The following is a 17,094-nucleotide window of genomic DNA, read 5'->3' as shown; positions in this document are numbered from 1 at the left end:
AATTAGTATATTATAAATCTTATTTTAAAGCGTTTAAAGCATTTTCCAGCTTTGGCATCATCGTAGAAATTTCTTCCGTTGCCAATCCTCCTACAGAAGCTCTGAACCAAGGCTCGGATTTTTCTTCCCCGAATGCAGAGAAAGGAACCAAAGCAACGCCTGCTTCATTAATCAGATAGAATACCAAATCAGAAGAGTTTTCGATCACCGTTCCGTCCGGCTTGGCTTTACCGATATAATCCAATTTAATGGTCAGGTAAAGTGCTCCCATCGGCTCAATACTGTCAACGGAAAGACCTTTTCCTTTCAGATCCTGAATGCCTGCGTGAAGAACTTTTAAGCTTGATTCCAGCTTTCCTTTGAAGTCTTCAACAAAAGCATTTACTTCTTCCGGGTTTTCGTAATATTTTGCCGTCGCTTCCTGTTCAGGTTTTGGTGCCCAGGCTCCAACGTGCGTCAACAGCGCTTTCATTTTATCAAGAATATGAGACGGACCGAATCCCCAGCCTACACGCACTCCCGTTGCTGCAAGGCACTTGGAAATACCGTCGATATACACTGTATATTCTTTCATTTCAGGGAACAGAGAAACCGGATCTACGTGCTCCGCCCCAAAGGTAAGGTTGGAATAGATCTGATCGTACATCAGGTACAACGGTTTTTCGTCTTCGCTTCTTTTTTTGTTTTCTTCCAGGATCAGTTCACAGATTTCAGAAAGCTGTTCTCTCGTAAACATCGTTCCGGTAGGGTTCAGTGGCGAACAAAGCGCTACCAGAACCGCTCCTGACAAATGCGGTCTCAGATCGTCAGCCGTAGGAAGAAAATTATTTTCAGGGGTTGTTTTTACCTCGATCGCATCAGCAGAAGTAAGGTATGCATAGTGGTTGTTGTTCCAAGACGGGATCGGGTATACCACTTTATCCCCTTCATCAACGATGGTTTTGTATACGGCATAGATCAAAGGTCTTGAACCGGCCGTAATTAGGATGTCATTCGGAGAATAATCCAAGTTCCATCTTGTTTTTAAATCTTTGGAAACTTCTTTTCTTAAAGATAAAAGTCCGTTCGCAGGCGGATAATTTGTCAGATTGTTCTGATAAGCTTTCTGAATTTCCTCCTTCAGCTGAGCAGGAATAGGATAAATATTAGAATTTAAATCCCCAATCGTAAGATTGGCAATCTCCGCTCCTTTTGCTTTTAAATCATTTACTTCATTACCAATTTTTACGATTTCAGAACCGATCAGGTTCGCCGCTAATTTTGAAACTTTCACTTTTACTTTTATTTTAATATTATTAATGTAACCATATAATGGTTTGGCAATCATTGGTATATTGCCAAACCAATACATCGTTGATTTATTTATGCTAACTGCAGGTCATTTCTTACCTGGTTGATTTTCTCTTCCAATGATTTCTGCTTATCTCTGAAATCCGATGCAGAAGTAACAGCATCTTTCACCGAAATATAGAACTTGATTTTAGGCTCTGTTCCTGAAGGTCTGACACAGACTTTCGTTCCGTCCTGCGTGTAGTAAATCAGCACATTCGATTTTGGAATGTCGTTCATTACCTGTTTTTCATTTTTCGAAACGATAAAATTCGTCTGCTCCTTGAAATCTTTTACTTCTTCTACCGGAGAACCTGCCAACTGCTTCGGCGGGTTTTCGCGGAAATTTTTCATCATGTTCTGGATTTCTTCCGCCCCGTCTCTTCCTTTTCTTACCAGGTTAACCAGTCCTTCATAATACATGCCTGTTTCCTGGTAAATTTCGATCAGGTATTCGTACATGGTTCTTCCGTTGGCTTTGCACCATGCCGCGATCTCACAGGCAAGGACGATACTTCCGCAAGAATCTTTATCACGAACGAAATCCCCGGTCATAAATCCGAAGCTTTCTTCTCCTCCGCAGATGAACTTTTCTTTTCCTTCTACATCACGGATCATTTTTCCGATCCATTTAAATCCTGTCAATCCCACTTTGCACTGAACACCGAATTTCTGGGCAATATCAAAGAAAATATCGGACGTTACAATCGTAGAACCGATAAACTCTTTTCCGGTAATCCTGTCCTGCTTTCTCCATTCGTTCAGGATATAATACGTCAGGATCGTATTGGTCTGGTTTCCGTTTAACAATTCGATTTCACCATCCAGGTTTCTTACGGCAATTCCCAATCGGTCTCCATCCGGGTCCGTTCCGATAACGATATCGGCATTGGTGATTTTGGCAAGGTCCATCGCCATTTCAAGGGCTGCCGGTTCCTCAGGGTTTGGAGAATCAACGGTCGGGAAATTTCCGCTTGGGATCATCTGCTCCTTTACCAGGTCAATTTTTTTGAAACCTGCTTTTTCCAACGCTTTAGGAACGGTGGTATAGGTTGTTCCATGAATGGAAGTAAAAACAATATTTAAATTTTCCTTTCCGACATTCTGATAGGTGGAATTTTCGATACAGGCGTCGATGTACACGTCATCCTGCTCCTCTCCGATCCACTCGATGAGGTCATCATTTCCGTTGAATTTTATTTTGTCGAACTGTACAGAAAGTACTTCGGCAATAATCGCTTCGTCATGTGGCGGAACGATCTGCGCGCCGTCATTCCAGTATACTTTATAACCATTATATTCAGGCGGATTGTGGGAGGCAGTCAATACGATTCCTCCATGACAGTTTCTGTTTCTTACCGTAAAAGACAATTCCGGAGTCGGACGGTGGTCTTTAAAAAGCAATACTTTAATTCCGTTTGCCGTTAAAACATCAGCTACCAGTTTTCCGAATTCTTTTGAATTGTTTCTAACGTCGTAAGCAATCGCTACTTTAATTTCTTCACCTGAAAACTGCTTTAGCATATAGTTCGCAAGTCCCTGTGTAGCCTGGCCTAACGTGTATTTATTTAAACGGTTGGTTCCTACGCCCATGATTCCTCTCATCCCTCCTGTTCCGAATTCCAGCGGTCTGTAAAAAGAGTCTTCCAGGTCAGGCGAATTACCGTCTATGAGTAATTGTACCGCACTTCTTGTTTCTTCATCAAATGATTCGTGCAACCAAAGTTTTGCTTTTTCTAATGTTGTCATATTTGTATTTTGTACAGTTTATTTGCAGGGTAAGGGATGATGGGTGCTGGATGTTTATCTTCATTCCGTAGACGAAACGCTAAGAGAAATATTTACATTTCCATACTGCACCATCCGTTTCCTTTTAATTTATTACTTAATTTGATTTCTGAATGCTATAATGTGATTCATAAGAAAATAACTTTCTTCATATATTTTTTTAAAATCCTTTTCTGTGATGTATTTTCTGTTCTTTGCTTTGTATAAACAAGTTACCACTTCAGCTAAGTAACGAATCGAATATCCCAGAAATTTTTTGAATTCCGGTTTCGACTGTAAAATACTTCCTTCCGAAATATTCAAGGCGATCGAATCCGAAGCTCCTCTTATTTGTGAAACCCGATTAAACAGTTCTTCCTTTGGAAAATTCTGGGAAACCTGAAAAATTTCCTCTCCAAATTCCATGGATCTTTGCCATATAATCAGCTTCTCAAACTTAAAACTCATGAGCTAATTTTTTTCCGATATGTTTGTGTTTTAAATAAATGCAGAGTGCTTGATAAACTTCCAGCTTCCAGCCTCTATTCCAGTTTCTTATTCTCCACCCTCGTATCTTTATCTATTTTAAACGCCCGGATCGGATCATTATAATAAATAAATTTTGCGGTATTCTGAACATGTCCTTTCAGGGAATCTTTGACATTTACTTCTGCATAGTTTCCGTTTTTGGAATCGATCTTCAGGTTTTCAATTTTCCAGTAAGGAGCGATCAGGCTTGCCGTGTCGGCGATTTTGATCACCGCGTCTTTGGTCTGTCCGAGAAAGTTGGCTCTGCTGCGGTTCAGCATTTCCACTTCTGCCCTTCTTGTATTTACCGAACCCATAAAAGTAGCAAAATTCTTTAAATTAAGCCTAAAATTATCGGTCTTAATTTCGCTTGAAATATTCATCTCTACCGAGTCGGAAATAGCCACTTTTTCAAGATTATATTTGGAATAAATCGTGACATTATAAAAATCCACGCCTTTCGTTCCGCGTTTTTCCTTGATGGTTAACGTTTTATCATCCACTTCAACATCAAGGTTATCCGCAACATTCGGGTAGGTTTCAATTTCCACGAAGTTTTTGTTCCCTCTTGCATAAAACACCCGGAATTTCCCTTCCAGATCGAGGTTCACAAATTCGGGCACATCCACATCTTTCCGCTCGATATTTCCTTTTGGAGAAACTTTTCCGCAGGAAACCAGAGCAAGAACGGCAACGGTGTAAAAAATATTCTTCATCTTAAATCACTTCATCAATATTGTAATTCTTGTGCTCCCGGTTCGTTCTGATAATCATTTCTCCTAAAAATCCGGCTACGAAAAGCAGGGTTCCCATAATCATCATGGTTAAAGCAATGAAGAACCAGGGATTGTTGGTGATCAGATGCCCGTAGATTCCCCGTGCAACGTCTATAAGTTTGGAAATACCCAGCCAGAGTGCCGAAAGAAAACCAACAATAAACATCAATGTTCCTACAGCTCCGAAGAAATGCATCGGCCTACCACCGAAACGGCTTACAAACCAAAGCGTTACCAGATCCAGAAATCCTCTGATGAATCTTTCGGTTCCGAATTTTGAAGTTCCGTACGGCCTTGCCTGATGCTGAACTTCTTTTTCGGTAATCCTTCTGAATCCCGCATTGGCTGCGAGCACAGGTATATATCGGTGCATATCCCCGTAGACATCAATGGATTTTACCACCTGTCTTTTATAGGCTTTTAATCCGCAGTTGAAATCATGCAGGTAAACACCTGACACTTTTCTTGCCGCTGCGTTGAATAGTTTCGACGGTACATTTTTGGTCATCACGTTATCGAAACGCTTCTTTTTCCAGCCTGAAACGATGTCATAATTTTCATTAATCACCATGCTGTATAATTCCGGTATTTCTTCCGGAAAATCCTGCAAATCAGCATCCATCGTGATGATCACATCACCGTTCGTGCGTTCAAAAGCTGCGTGAAGCGCCTGGGATTTCCCGTAATTTTTGGAAAATTTGATGCCGTGGATCTGAGGATGCTGAACTTTCAGATTTTCAATAATGCTCCACGACAAATCCGTACTTCCGTCATCGACAAACCAGATTTCGTAGGATAAGCCATTTGATCGGCAAACGCTGTCAATCCTGGAAAAAAGTTCTTCCAAAGAAGCTTCTTCGTTCAGTAACGGAATAACTATAGATAAATTCATTTAATTTTAATAAAAAACTATTCTTGATTCTGCTCTTCCTGATAGATCGTTTTCGTTCTGAAAAACGCTCCGAAAAACAATGACAAAACTACGTAAAATATAAGTATTGCCGCAAAATATCCTGAAAAATGACTTGCCGTAAGCATATCTTTTCCTTTTACCGCATCCGGAGAGAAACTTGGGAGCCTTTCTTTATATTTCTGATCCAGCTCGTCGATGTCTTTCTGGTGTTTCAAAATTTTTCTCGCCGACTGATATTCTTTGTCCATTTCCGATTTCTGACGGGTTACATACTGATAGTTCAGCAATTTTTTGGCGTCAGGATCCACGAAGTTTAAAAATGAATAAATGCTGACAATGGATAAAATTCCACCGACGAACATTGGAATAAATGCTCTTTTGAAAGCATCTTTAAAGCTGACTACCCGATGGCTGCTCCAATACGATTTTACCGACCAGAACGCCGTTCCGGCATAAATAATCGGCAAAACGAAAGCATTGGCTTTCAGCGAAATATCAAAATAATCAACTCCTGAGAAGAAGTAATAGACCACGAAAAAAACAATCATCGTAGCACCAAACAGTAAAATTCCTAATGTGGAAGGGCTTTTCGTCATATCTAATTTTTTAGAAAATTATTTAAAAATTATCAGGCTGAATTTCAGTAAACTACCGCTATCAGCTTATTTTTTCAATTAATTTTCTGTAATAATGTTTTGAAGTTTATAAAATATTCCTACCTTTGCAACGGCAAGTCCTAAACAACCAGCTCCTGAGAATCCTCCAGGGTGGGAACGCAGCAAAGGTAATTGGTCGTAGCGGTGTGATTTAGGTAGCTTGCCATTTTTTTTTGGTTTTAAGTGAAGAGAGGTAATTTGAAAATTATCTTTTTTTGTTTTTAGACCCTTCAGCATTTCCATTCCGATTTTTAAATTACCTTTCAACATTTATTTAAAATTCGAACTCCTCACCCAATTTCGGTAAAACCAGTTCTACGTTTTTGTCTGCAAAATGCTTCACTGCACTTTCATGGTTGATCTCAATCGCAGGGAACGTATCAAAATGGCATCCGATTACTTTCGGTGTTTTCAATAATTCCGTGGCTGCAAAAGCTGCTTCTTCCGGACCCATCGTGTAGTGGCCTCCCACCGGAAGGATCGAAAGGTCCAAATTGCCGTATAATCTCGGGAATAGCTCCATATCCGCCATTACACCGGTATCTCCTGCCATGTACAGGTTTCTGCCTTCAGGAAGCCTGAAAATGTATCCCACAGGAACACCACCGTAGCTCCCATCCGGGAATGAACTTGTATGGTGAGCCGGAACCATGGAAATTGCAAGATCATCGATTTTTGCCGCCCCTCCTAAGTTGACATCATCCTTATTTTTTGCACTTTTAAAATATCCGCAAATCTCCGGAACAGCGATAACGGTTGCTTCAGGGTGATGCTGCAAAACTTCTTCCACATCGGCAACATGATCTCCGTGCGCGTGCGTCAGTAAAATATAATCGATCTGCTGGGCAGCAATATCAAACCCGGATTCCGCTTTTTTGTAGTTGTAAAAAGGATCGGATAAGATCGTTTTGTCTTTATAGGTGAACAAAAAGCAGTTTTGTCCTAAAAATTTAATTTTCATATTAATTTATTTTTAAAATTTTTTGATTATCCATCAGAAATAACAGCATTAAAAACAGAATCTGAATACAGCCATGATGATAACCAGCTAAGAGCATCATTCTTTTCGCGTCTTATTTATCTAATGAAACAGATTAAGTCCGGCTGCCGTAAGAACAGCAATCATTAAGGTTATAATTCCTACCTGCTTCAAAAACGGATCAAGCTCTCGAGGATTTTTTACGGTCATAATGTTTCTTCTGATCCTCATCAAAGGAAGCATTAAGATCATCACAATAAAAACGTAGTAGTTCTGTGTCTGGAAAAATCCGTTTACCCCAAGGAACATCAGGATGAAGATCAAAGGAAGATTAAGCAGGACCATTTCATAGATCATGGCTTTTTTGAATCCGATGCGAAGGGCAAAACTGTTTTTCCCGGATAATTTATCACTTTCGATATCCCTCATGTTATTCAAGTTGAGGACTGCCATGCTCATCATTCCGATTGCCGCTCCCGGCAACAGCATATCCCAGCTGAACGATTTGGTAAATAGAAAATAGCTTCCGCAAACGGAAACCAGTCCGAAAAAGACGAACACGAAAAGATCTCCCAACCCCATATAACCATAAGGTTTTTTCCCGATCGTATAACCGATGGCTGCTAAAATACAGGCAATCCCCAGACCGATGAAAATGTAAAATTCATTCATATATTCCGGTACAAATGCCAGATATAAGAGTGCAACAGTGGCTACAAAAGACAAAACGGAAAATAGAATAACCGCATTTTTCATTTGCTTAGCGGTAATTCTCCCTGAAGCTACGGCTCTTGCTTCCGCTTCAGTGGCTCTTTTGGTATCCGTCCCTTTGATTCCGTCGCCGTAATCGTTGGCATAGTTGGAAAGTACCTGATAAAGTAAAGTCACCACCAGAGCGAGTGCAAAGATCCTCCAGTCCCAGGTTCTGCCTTCATTGTAAAGTCTCCAACGGGCAATAAAAGATCCCATGATAATTCCGCTTAAGGAAAGCGGTAATGTTCTAAGCCTTGCGGCTTTTATCCAATCTGTCATAGTTTATGAGTAATGGGCAATGAGTAATCGGTAATAAAAATTGCTCATTACCAATTACTCATCACTTATATTTTTACGATATCCATTGATTTTCTCCGAAGTCCGGTTTTCTTTTTTCAAGGAATGCGTTTCTTCCTTCTTTGGCTTCTTCCGTCATGTAAGCAAGACGCGTCGCTTCGCCTGCAAAAACCTGCTGGCCTACCATTCCGTCGTCGGTAAGGTTCATGGCAAATTTCAGCATCCTGATCGAGGTCGGGGATTTTGCCAGGATTTCCTGGGCCCATCCATAGGCGGTATCTTCCAATTCGGCATGCGGAACCACTTTATTAACCATTCCCATTTCAAAAGCCTCCTGAGCGGAATAATTTCTGCCCAAAAAGAAAATTTCGCGGGCTTTTTTCTGACCCACCATTTTTGCAAGGTAAGCGGAACCGTAACCACCGTCGAAACTGGTGACGTCGGCATCCGTCTGCTTGAAAATCGCATGCTCTTCACTGGCTAAAGTCAAATCACAAACCACATGAAGCGAGTGTCCTCCGCCGACTGCCCATCCCGGTACTACCGCGATTACGACTTTTGGCATAAAACGGATCAACCGCTGAACTTCAAGAATATTTAAACGGTGTCTCCCGTCCTCTCCTACATATCCCTGATGTCCTCTTGCCTTCTGGTCTCCCCCGCTGCAGAATGCCCAGCCACCATCTTTTGGGCTTGGCCCTTCTCCGGAAAGCAGCACCACGCCAATGGAAGCGTCTTCGTAAGCATCATAAAAAGCATCGTACAGTTCCGAGGTTGTTTTGGGCCTGAAAGCGTTACGGATTTCCGGTCTGTTGAAAGCAATTCTTGCTACCCCGTTACATTTTTTATAGGTAATATCCTCGTATTCTTTGGCGGTTTTCCACTCGATCATTTTTGTAAAAATTTTTCCCAAAGATACGGAATTGGAAAGAATTTTAACATGGATTTCAGGGGATTCATCAGGAAAATTTCCGGTTTTTTCGTGCTGGATAATTTTATTAGCCGGATGAATGACTAAGCAAATTCAACTTCAAATAATTGCTGAAAAAAGTTTCCGGATAGAAAATCAAAAGAAAGAATATGATTTAAACTGAAATCCTGACTTCTGAATACAAAAAACACAGGAATTTTTAGATGCTACAGGTTTCAAGTCTCACAAAGCCGTTTAACTTAGAAGAGACTACAATATTTCTATTCGATTTAATTCTAACACAGACAATTCTCCATTCACTCGCGGAACAAAATTCACTATTCACCTTTGACCATTACCATTCGTTTTTCACAAACAAAAAAACCGGAGCAAAAATGCTCCGGTTTCTATATACTTTTTAGTATTCCGAAAATTACTTAGCCGGCTGCTTGGCCTGAAGCTCAGCTTCTTTGGCTTTCATTTCATTGAATTTAGCTGTATTCCTTGTAGTGTTATACATGTCTTTCAATGTCTGAACAGCATTAATATCATTCGGCATTGTCTGATACCATTTTTCAGCATAAGGAAGCGCTTTGTTGAATCTCTCCTTTCTTGCTTCAATTAATTTGGTAGCATCATCCGGTTTTGTCTTTCTCAAAGCGTTGATTTCCGTTACTGCCTTTTCATCATCACCGATGGCTGTGTAAACCAGATTCTGATAAGCATTTGCAAAATCAGCTTTAAGCTCGATTGCTTTCTGGAAAGAAGTCATGGCCTCGCTTGCCGTTGCCGGGTTTTTTGCTTGAAGTACTCCTAAATTATACCAGTTGGTAGCATCATTAGGATTTTTTGCCAACTGCTCTTTCAGGTTCTGCATGAATTTATCCGTATTCCCTGATGCGTAAAGCGCGCTTCCCTGATATTCTTTCAGTTTAGCACTGTTTGGGAATTTTGCCAATCCTTTTTCGATAAGCGCTAAAGCTTCATCATTCTTTTTAGCATTGATCAAAAGGGTTGATAATGTTTCGTATAAGTCCTGCTCAACACTTGGCGACTGTTCGGTTTTAAAGTCCGAATAATCTTTTGATGAAGTTTTCTTCAACAATTCCCAGGTATTTTTGTCGTAGCTCGCTACCTGTCCTGTTTTGTTGTCTTTTGCCGTATATGTAGTTTCAACACCTGTATAACCGGAATTGATCAAATCGGTATATATTTTAGTAGCCTGAGGAATATCGTTCGCCAAAGCGTAATTCAATCCTGCATAATACATATATACTTTATTGTCCTGTCCGCTTGTTTTCAGGAGGTTATAAACATCCATAAACTTAGGAGCTGCCGCTGCGTAATTTTTTGCATTGTATGCATCCATTGCAGCTTTATTAGCATCCTGCAGCTTAGCGTTAACATCATCTTTCTGTCCGAAAACAAAGGCAGATGTTACGAAAGCCATACCTAAAATCAGCTTTTTCATAATCACTATTTTAAATTAATTGATATTCGTTTTACGTTATTCTTCTTCAGAATCAGGGCCTTCTGTTTCCGCATCAGTGTTTTGCTGATCTTCCTGTACACCTGCATTTTCATCAGGGAAAAGTTCTGCAACTACCACTGTTCCTTCTTCATTTGTATCTTCAGCTCCTTCTTCACCAGTTATTTCCTCTTCAACATCCTTATCCATTTCTACTTTTGCAATTGCTGCAATTTCGTCATTTTTCTTAAGGTTGATCAATCGAACGCCCTGTGTATTTCTACCCATTACCCTCATTTCATCCATATTCATACGGATGGCAACACCGGATTTATTGATGATCATCAATCCGTCTTCATCGGTTACATTCTGGATTGCGATAAGGTTTCCTGTTTTTTCGGTGATGTTCAGAGTGATTACTCCTTTTCCGCCTCTGTTGGTGATTCGATAGTCTTCAACGGCTGTTCTTTTTCCGTATCCTTTTTCAGAAACTACAAGTACTGTTTCTTTTTCTACGTCATTTACCACGATCATTCCGATCGCTTCATCGTCGTCATCCATAGCAATACCGCGTACCCCGATAGAACCTCTTCCTACTTCACGTACTTTCTCCTCAGGGAAACGGATACATTTACCGTTTTTGGTAGCGATCATGATCTGGGAACTTCCATTAGTAAGATACGCTCCTAACAATTGGTCATTATCCCTGATCTCGATAGCGTTTACCCCATTTACCCTTGGTCTTGAATAGGCTTCAAGAGACGTTTTCTTGATCGTACCGTTTTTGGTAACCATCACTACGCTCATCTGATTTACATATTCGGAATCCTTCAGGTTGTTGGTTCTGATATACGCTTTGATTTTGTCGTCCGGTTCAATATTGATTAAGTTCTGTACCGCTCTTCCTTTTGCCGTCTTGGAACCTTCCGGAATTTCGAATACCCTCAGCCAATAACATCTTCCTTTTTCAGTAAAGAACAGCATGTACTGATGGTTGGTAGCCGATACGATGTACTCAAGGAAGTCGGCATCTCTTGTGGTAGCCGCCTTGTTTCCGACACCGCCTCTGCTCTGGATCTTATATTCGGAAAGCGAAGTTCTCTTGATATAACCGGCGTGGGAAATTGTAAGCACCACCGATTCGTTCGGGATGATATCTTCAATAGACATTTCACCACCTGAATAATCGATCTCGGTTCTTCTTTCGTCGCCGTATTTTTCTTTAACCTCGATTAATTCATCCTTAATAATCTGGAATCTTCTTGGTTCGTTCTCCAGGATATCTTCCAAATCGGCTATTTCCTTCATGATGGTATCGTATTCATCACGGATCTTGTCAAGCTCCATTCCTGTAAGACGAGCAAGACGAAGATCAAGAATAGCCTGTGCCTGAAGCTCGGAAAGTTCAAATGCTTCGATCAAGCCCTCTTTCGCAGCCTGCGGATTGGAAGAGTGACGGATGATTGAAATCGCACGGTCCAGAGAATCCTGAGAGCCGATTACTTTCATAAATCCTTCGAGAATATGTGCTCTATCTCTAGCTTTTCTAAGCTCGAATTTCGTTCTTCTGACGATCACTTCATGCCTGTGCTCCACGAAATGGTGGATGATGTCTTTCAGGTTGAGCTGCTCCGGTCTTCCGTGAACCAACGCAATGTTGTTTACACTGAAAGAGGTTTGAAGTGACGTATATTTGTATAATAAGTTCAGGACAACATTAGGGATCGCATCATTCTTCAGTTCGTAAACGATACGAAGCCCTCTCCGGTCGGATTCGTCCCTGATTTCATAGATTCCCGGGATCTTTTCTTCTTTAACCAATTCGGCCGTTCTGGCGATCATTTCCGCCTTGTTTACCTGGTAAGGAACTTCGTTTACAATGATGGCATTTCGGTTTCCGATTTCTTCGAAAGCAACTTTAGCCCTCAGCACGACCCTTCCTCTTCCGGTGTGGAAAGCATCTCTTACGCCGTCGTAACCGTAAATGATTCCGCCGGTCGGGAAATCCGGAGCGATGATGTGCTGCATCAGCTCATCGATGGTAATTTCTTTATTGTCGATATAAGCGCAGATGGCGTCTACCGATTCCGAAAGGTTATGCGGCGCCATATTGGTAGCCATCCCCACGGCAATACCGGAGGTCCCGTTCACCAGAAGGTTTGGAATTTTAGAAGGCAAAACCGTTGGCTCCTGTAAACTGTCGTCGAAGTTATTCTGGAAATCTACCGTTTCTTTATCCAGATCAGAAAGTATCTCATCGGATATTTTTTTCAGTCTTGCTTCGGTGTAACGCATCGCTGCAGGCGGGTCGCCGTCCATGGAACCGAAGTTACCCTGCCCGTCTACCTGAGGATAGCGGAGGCTCCAGTCTTGGGCCATTCTCACCATAGCATCATATACAGAGGAGTCTCCGTGCGGGTGATACTTACCCAAAACATCTCCAACAATTCTCGCAGATTTTAAATATTTTCTATTCGAAAAAACCCCTAATCCATACATACCGTAAAGCACTCTTCTATGAACGGGTTTCAAGCCGTCTCTTACATCAGGTAACGCTCTTGAGACGATAACCGACATCGAATAATCGATATAAGACGACTTCATTTCATCAACAATGTTGATAGGAATCAGTCTTTCTCCTTCTTTTTGCATAAACAAATTTATTATAATGATATTCAGACCTTTAGCTATACGTCTGAAAATTATTTATTCCCCTTTTTTAATAACGGGCTAATTTACGAAAAATTTGCCGATTTTTGCGGTAAAATTTATCCAAAGAATCTTAAAAATTCATAAAAAAATGAGCGTATTGAGCATCACTTTTCACTGTACGAAAAACCATCTGCAAGAATGGGAAAATTATATGAACGAAACCCTGGTTTTGATGACGGAAAATTTAATGGATGTCAACCAGTACATTCTTTCGGAAGTGCACAGTGACTATATAGAAGAAGGTAAAAACTACAATCTTCTTTTGATCTTTGATACGGATGAAGTAAGAGAAGATTTTATTAAAAGTGAAATGGAAAACATTGCGGAGAGGGTAACTTCTCAGTTCGGGCAGGAAGTGATGATTTTCAACACCCTTCTGAATCCTAAGAAACTGAAACTATAAAAAGGCCGAGATTAAGGTAAGGCTGAGTTTATCAAGCTGCTTAAGATAATAATCCCCGAAGAAATATTTTCTCCGGGGATTTTTCATTCATTACGATCTCTTTTTCATCGATGTCCTGTCAAAGATTAAATCCGTCTTTTCGGTATTGAAGTTTTTCTCCATCATTCCGTGGGGCCTTCTTGGCGGTTCCGGTGGTCTTGGCGGTCTTGGCGGCGGATGACATGCACTGGTTGCGTAAGCCAAAACAAACGCCCCGAAAATTTTTAGTAAAGATTTCATATTGTTTTATTTTTTGGTTCGGTATAAAGTAATCAATGCAGGTGCCAATGTTATTTTGAGCGGTAAATTCAACAAAAAAAAGCACTGAAAATAATTCAATGCTTTTTATATCTATCGGTATTTTACAATAACTACCGGCCTGCTGTGATAAACCCGGTGGGGTCTGTTGTAATATCGATGTCTCACCGGCCTGTAATGATGGCTTCTGTAAAAATGTCCGGGAGGCCTATGATACCTCACTTTCTTATAATGCGGCCGATGCGGCCTGTGATAATGATGTTTTTTCGGTCCATGCCCGTGCCCGCGTCCATGGCCCCACTGAATCGGGGAAGCCTGATAATACGCCAGGGAAAAAACAAATACAAGTAATCCTAAAATTTTAGTCAGCACCTTCATAATATATTATTTTCAAATTACATGAAAAATTCCAGCAATAGCAGTGCCAATAAACCATTATGGATAAATACTTCTTATTTTTTAAGAAACTTTATTATTTTTTCTGAATTTTCAGAATACCGTTTCGCTCCTTCTTTCGAGCAAAATCATGTCTTTCCAACTGTCATTAAGCTTTCCGATCTTTTTCCGTGTTCCTACAATGCGGAACCCATTTTTCTGAAGAGCCTGCAACGCCAGTTTATTTTCAGGAAAAACACTGATCTGTAGCGTCCAGAAGCCATGATCCTCGCTATCCAGAATCATTTTATTAAGCAGGACGGATCCTAATCCTCTATTCTGATATTCTTTATCAAAATAAATGCTTACTTCTGCCACTCCTTTGTAGCTTTCCCTTTTATTTACCGATTTCAGGGCACACCAGCCTACAACTCTATTGTCTTCATTTTTGAGCACCCATCTGCAATCATTCAGGTAATCCATATCCCAGGCTTCATCGGAAGGTACCGTTGTTTCGAAAGTAGCCATTCCACCGTCGATGCCCTGACGGAAAATTTCCAGGATCCGGTCTTCATCTTTAGGAAGCATTTCTCTTAATTCATAATTCATTGCTCAATGGTATTTAAGTTATTTCTTTTGAATTCCTGTATCGGGCAGACAGATTCTATACTTCCGAAAAGTAAAGATAAAAAGGATATGTGACAATATCCACAGCTGTTTTTACTATTCTCAAATGTATACATTTTTATAATTTTAAAAAGATTTATTTTACTATCTCATACTGTGCATAATTTTACTTACTTTTGGTGGAAAGATCATCTCCCTGTCCAGCAGGCTGATTATTCTGGAAGTGGTTAATTGTATTAATTTTAAGGCTAAGTATATTTTGTTTTTAAACCCATTTATTTTTAAAATTTACGAAGATGTACGCCTGGAAAATATTTATAATTCTGCAGTTATTTAATTGTTAAACAATTTTAAACCCAAATATGTACCATGAAGAAATTATTTATTTATTTAAGTCTCTTTATTTTCCTTTTCAGCTGTAAGAAAAAAGATTCGGGACTGCAAGCGCAAAGCCCTAATGCTGAAATAACAAAAGTGCTTGAAAAATTTTACCAGCAATACGGTAAATCAAGTGAAGCGCTGTACGATCAGCCGATCGCTCAGGACCTGTTTACGCCCCAGATCCGAAAAGAGATCGAAGAAATTGTAAGCGCATCCAAACAGGATATCGAACGCATTAAGAAAAGTGCACATCCCGACAATAAGCCGCTAGTTCTTGAAGGATCTGTATTTACCAGCCTGTACGAAGGATACACTTCATACCGCATAAAATCGATCAGTACCAGGGAGATGAAGCATAAAGTAAAAACGGCCGATGCAATCGTCACATTTGAAAATACGGCTGTTTCCCCGAAGATCGAATGGACGGAAAATGTACACCTCATCAATCCTTCCGGTTCGGGCTGGGAAATCGATAATATTACGTTTGATAAAATCGCACAGGTGAAAGATCTGAAAACAAGATTGAATGATCTCCGCGCTGAATTTAAAAAATAAAATTAAAGGTTGCCCATCGGCAACCTTTAATTTTATGGACACCGTGTCATCGGAACCTTATTGTAAACCATTTCATTGAGCCTTTTACAATACTTATAGTACTTTTTGGCTGTCCGCCGTAAACTTCCGTATATTAAATTTCTTCTTAGCTTGATTCTGCCTTTAAAGATGATCTAAATAAAATCCCACACACCTTTAAAATTTTACCTTTATCAGATTAAAAAAAGCCATACAGAATCTGCATGGCTATATATAAAAATTTTATGAATGTTTTTATCTGTTGTTGATATCCACTCTCACCGGCATTACATACGTAGAAGCGATCATATTTTCATTCAGTTTTCTGCTGTCCAGTCTGTACTGCAGTTTGCTCAATACGTTTTCAATTTCCTTGCTTACATTCTTGCAGTCTCCTTTGGAATGAACATTCACGATCTTACCGTTCTCAGCAATATCAAATTTCACTTCTGAATTAACGATCCCCTGCTTATAATCGGAATTGGTAAAGTCGAAGTTGGCCATCAGCAGATTCCTGATCTCGTTGAATGCATCATTTTTGTTCAGCTGAACCTCCTGGATGGTATTGTTATTTGAAGTCTGTGCTTTAGTTGTATTCATTACCGCTACAAATCCGAAAACAAATAGGGAAGCAATTAATAATTGAACTTTATTTTTCATAACTCTTTGGTTTTAAATGTTGTTTTAAACTTTTTTACTAACTCTTTACCAAAGATATATAAAATAATTCATATTAATTTTACATTCAGTTAACATTGGGTTAACATTGGAATTTAAATAATTGATTTTCAATATTATAATTTTTTGAAATAAGTGAAAATTTAATATTGGAAGGTTAAATTGACACGGTAATACAGAAAAAAAGGCCAAAATTGCTTCTCAATTGTTAACAGGTCTCGTTTTATAAATTATAAAATACCAGAAAATAGAAAGGCTTACCAATGAGAAAAGAATATTTTCAACTTTAAAGAAACCAAAAATATTCATTAGCACTAGTTTATTGATTAAAAAGCAGAGCAAAGTTTGTATTAAAATCAGCAATATTAACAACAGTATCTTCTTAATTCTGTTCTTTAAATATTGATAGGCGTAGGAAGCAAATATAGAAAAACAGAAAAAATAAATGACCCACCAAAAAGAAATTTGAAATACCCCAAAACCAAAAGAACCTTCCGTATTTGTTTGCAAATAAGTAAAATCATCAAATTTCGAATTTAAATTATAGGTGATAAAAAAATACTCTTTAATTAACAGCAATAAATTCAAAAACAGAAGAAAAATAAAATTTAAAATTATTAGTTTTTTCATTGCGATTCGTTTATGTTAAAATAAAAAAAGGAATCTGCATTC

17 protein-coding genes and 1 other RNA gene are annotated in these 17,094 nt (G+C 39.5%); 3 read left to right on the top strand and 15 right to left on the bottom strand.

Annotated features, from left to right (window positions below; all coding sequences use genetic code 11):
• Window positions 1-19 precede the first annotated feature (19 nt).
• From QE422_RS11755 to QE422_RS11730, 6 genes are all read right to left on the bottom strand, one after another.
• Window positions 20-1,273: a pyridoxal phosphate-dependent aminotransferase gene (locus tag QE422_RS11755; RefSeq protein WP_307458403.1), complete on the bottom strand. Its 1,254-nt coding sequence runs from the start codon at window positions 1,271-1,273 to the stop codon at window positions 20-22.
• Between the two features lie 89 nt (window positions 1,274-1,362).
• Window positions 1,363-3,078: a phospho-sugar mutase gene (locus tag QE422_RS11750; protein ID WP_307458400.1), complete on the bottom strand. Its 1,716-nt coding sequence runs from the start codon at window positions 3,076-3,078 to the stop codon at window positions 1,363-1,365.
• 132 nt (window positions 3,079-3,210) lie between these two features.
• Window positions 3,211-3,564 carry a four helix bundle protein gene (locus QE422_RS11745; RefSeq protein WP_307458398.1) on the bottom strand — a complete coding sequence of 118 codons (354 nt, stop codon included), beginning with the start codon at window positions 3,562-3,564 and terminating at the stop codon, window positions 3,211-3,213.
• Between the two features lie 74 nt (window positions 3,565-3,638).
• On the bottom strand, window positions 3,639-4,340 hold the full coding sequence (locus tag QE422_RS11740) for a GIN domain-containing protein (protein WP_307458396.1): 702 nt from the start codon (window positions 4,338-4,340) through the stop codon (window positions 3,639-3,641).
• A 1-nt stretch (window position 4,341) separates the two neighbouring features.
• Complete coding sequence (locus QE422_RS11735) at window positions 4,342-5,292, bottom strand: glycosyltransferase family 2 protein (protein WP_307458393.1); 951 nt, start codon at window positions 5,290-5,292, stop codon at window positions 4,342-4,344.
• Window positions 5,293-5,309: 17 nt separating this feature from the next.
• On the bottom strand, window positions 5,310-5,909 hold the full coding sequence (locus QE422_RS11730; protein WP_307458390.1) for a DUF4199 domain-containing protein: 600 nt from the start codon (window positions 5,907-5,909) through the stop codon (window positions 5,310-5,312).
• 131 nt (window positions 5,910-6,040) lie between these two features.
• Between QE422_RS11730 and ffs the strand changes: the two genes are divergently transcribed.
• Window positions 6,041-6,138, top strand: an RNA gene (gene ffs, locus QE422_RS11725) — signal recognition particle sRNA small type.
• A gap of 105 nt (window positions 6,139-6,243) precedes the next feature.
• Here ffs and QE422_RS11720 read toward each other — a convergent pair.
• The 5 genes from QE422_RS11720 to gyrA form a co-directional block, all read right to left on the bottom strand.
• Window positions 6,244-6,930 carry a metal-dependent hydrolase gene (locus tag QE422_RS11720; RefSeq protein ID WP_307458388.1) on the bottom strand — a complete coding sequence of 229 codons (687 nt, stop codon included), beginning with the start codon at window positions 6,928-6,930 and terminating at the stop codon, window positions 6,244-6,246.
• A gap of 120 nt (window positions 6,931-7,050) precedes the next feature.
• Window positions 7,051-7,980 carry a 1,4-dihydroxy-2-naphthoate octaprenyltransferase gene (gene menA, locus QE422_RS11715; RefSeq protein ID WP_307458385.1) on the bottom strand — a complete coding sequence of 310 codons (930 nt, stop codon included), beginning with the start codon at window positions 7,978-7,980 and terminating at the stop codon, window positions 7,051-7,053.
• Window positions 7,981-8,053: 73 nt separating this feature from the next.
• The gene (locus QE422_RS11710; RefSeq protein WP_307458382.1) at window positions 8,054-8,890 is read right to left on the bottom strand and encodes a 1,4-dihydroxy-2-naphthoyl-CoA synthase; all 837 of its coding nucleotides are present in this window, start codon (window positions 8,888-8,890) and stop codon (window positions 8,054-8,056) included.
• A 451-nt stretch (window positions 8,891-9,341) separates the two neighbouring features.
• A complete protein-coding gene (locus QE422_RS11705) occupies window positions 9,342-10,379 on the bottom strand; it encodes a tetratricopeptide repeat protein (RefSeq protein ID WP_307458379.1) in 1,038 nt (345 codons plus the stop codon).
• A 36-nt stretch (window positions 10,380-10,415) separates the two neighbouring features.
• Window positions 10,416-13,028 (bottom strand): DNA gyrase subunit A, encoded by a 2,613-nt coding sequence (gene gyrA / locus QE422_RS11700; RefSeq protein WP_307458376.1) that lies wholly within the window; start codon window positions 13,026-13,028, stop codon window positions 10,416-10,418.
• Window positions 13,029-13,176: 148 nt separating this feature from the next.
• Between gyrA and QE422_RS11695 the strand changes: the two genes are divergently transcribed.
• The gene (locus QE422_RS11695; protein ID WP_307458374.1) at window positions 13,177-13,491 is read left to right on the top strand and encodes a DUF4286 family protein; all 315 of its coding nucleotides are present in this window, start codon (window positions 13,177-13,179) and stop codon (window positions 13,489-13,491) included.
• A 90-nt stretch (window positions 13,492-13,581) separates the two neighbouring features.
• On the opposite strand, the gene QE422_RS11690 is transcribed toward QE422_RS11695, so the two are convergent.
• From QE422_RS11690 to QE422_RS11680, 3 genes are all read right to left on the bottom strand, one after another.
• The gene (locus QE422_RS11690) at window positions 13,582-13,770 is read right to left on the bottom strand and encodes a hypothetical protein (protein ID WP_307458371.1); all 189 of its coding nucleotides are present in this window, start codon (window positions 13,768-13,770) and stop codon (window positions 13,582-13,584) included.
• Window positions 13,771-13,881: 111 nt separating this feature from the next.
• The gene (locus QE422_RS11685; protein WP_307458369.1) at window positions 13,882-14,166 is read right to left on the bottom strand and encodes a hypothetical protein; all 285 of its coding nucleotides are present in this window, start codon (window positions 14,164-14,166) and stop codon (window positions 13,882-13,884) included.
• A 111-nt stretch (window positions 14,167-14,277) separates the two neighbouring features.
• The gene (locus QE422_RS11680; RefSeq protein ID WP_307458365.1) at window positions 14,278-14,772 is read right to left on the bottom strand and encodes a GNAT family N-acetyltransferase; all 495 of its coding nucleotides are present in this window, start codon (window positions 14,770-14,772) and stop codon (window positions 14,278-14,280) included.
• A 387-nt stretch (window positions 14,773-15,159) separates the two neighbouring features.
• Between QE422_RS11680 and QE422_RS11675 the strand changes: the two genes are divergently transcribed.
• Window positions 15,160-15,726 carry a hypothetical protein gene (locus QE422_RS11675; protein WP_307458363.1) on the top strand — a complete coding sequence of 189 codons (567 nt, stop codon included), beginning with the start codon at window positions 15,160-15,162 and terminating at the stop codon, window positions 15,724-15,726.
• A gap of 273 nt (window positions 15,727-15,999) precedes the next feature.
• Here QE422_RS11675 and QE422_RS11670 read toward each other — a convergent pair whose 3' ends face one another.
• On the bottom strand, window positions 16,000-16,404 hold the full coding sequence (locus tag QE422_RS11670) for a hypothetical protein (protein ID WP_307458359.1): 405 nt from the start codon (window positions 16,402-16,404) through the stop codon (window positions 16,000-16,002).
• Window positions 16,405-17,094: the final 690 nt, after the last annotated feature.

Origin of the sequence: Chryseobacterium sp. SORGH_AS_0447 (assembly GCF_030818695.1) — a bacterium.
In the GTDB taxonomy this organism is placed as follows: Bacteria; Bacteroidota; Bacteroidia; order Flavobacteriales; family Weeksellaceae; genus Chryseobacterium.
This window is presented reverse-complemented; position numbering and strand designations above follow the sequence as displayed.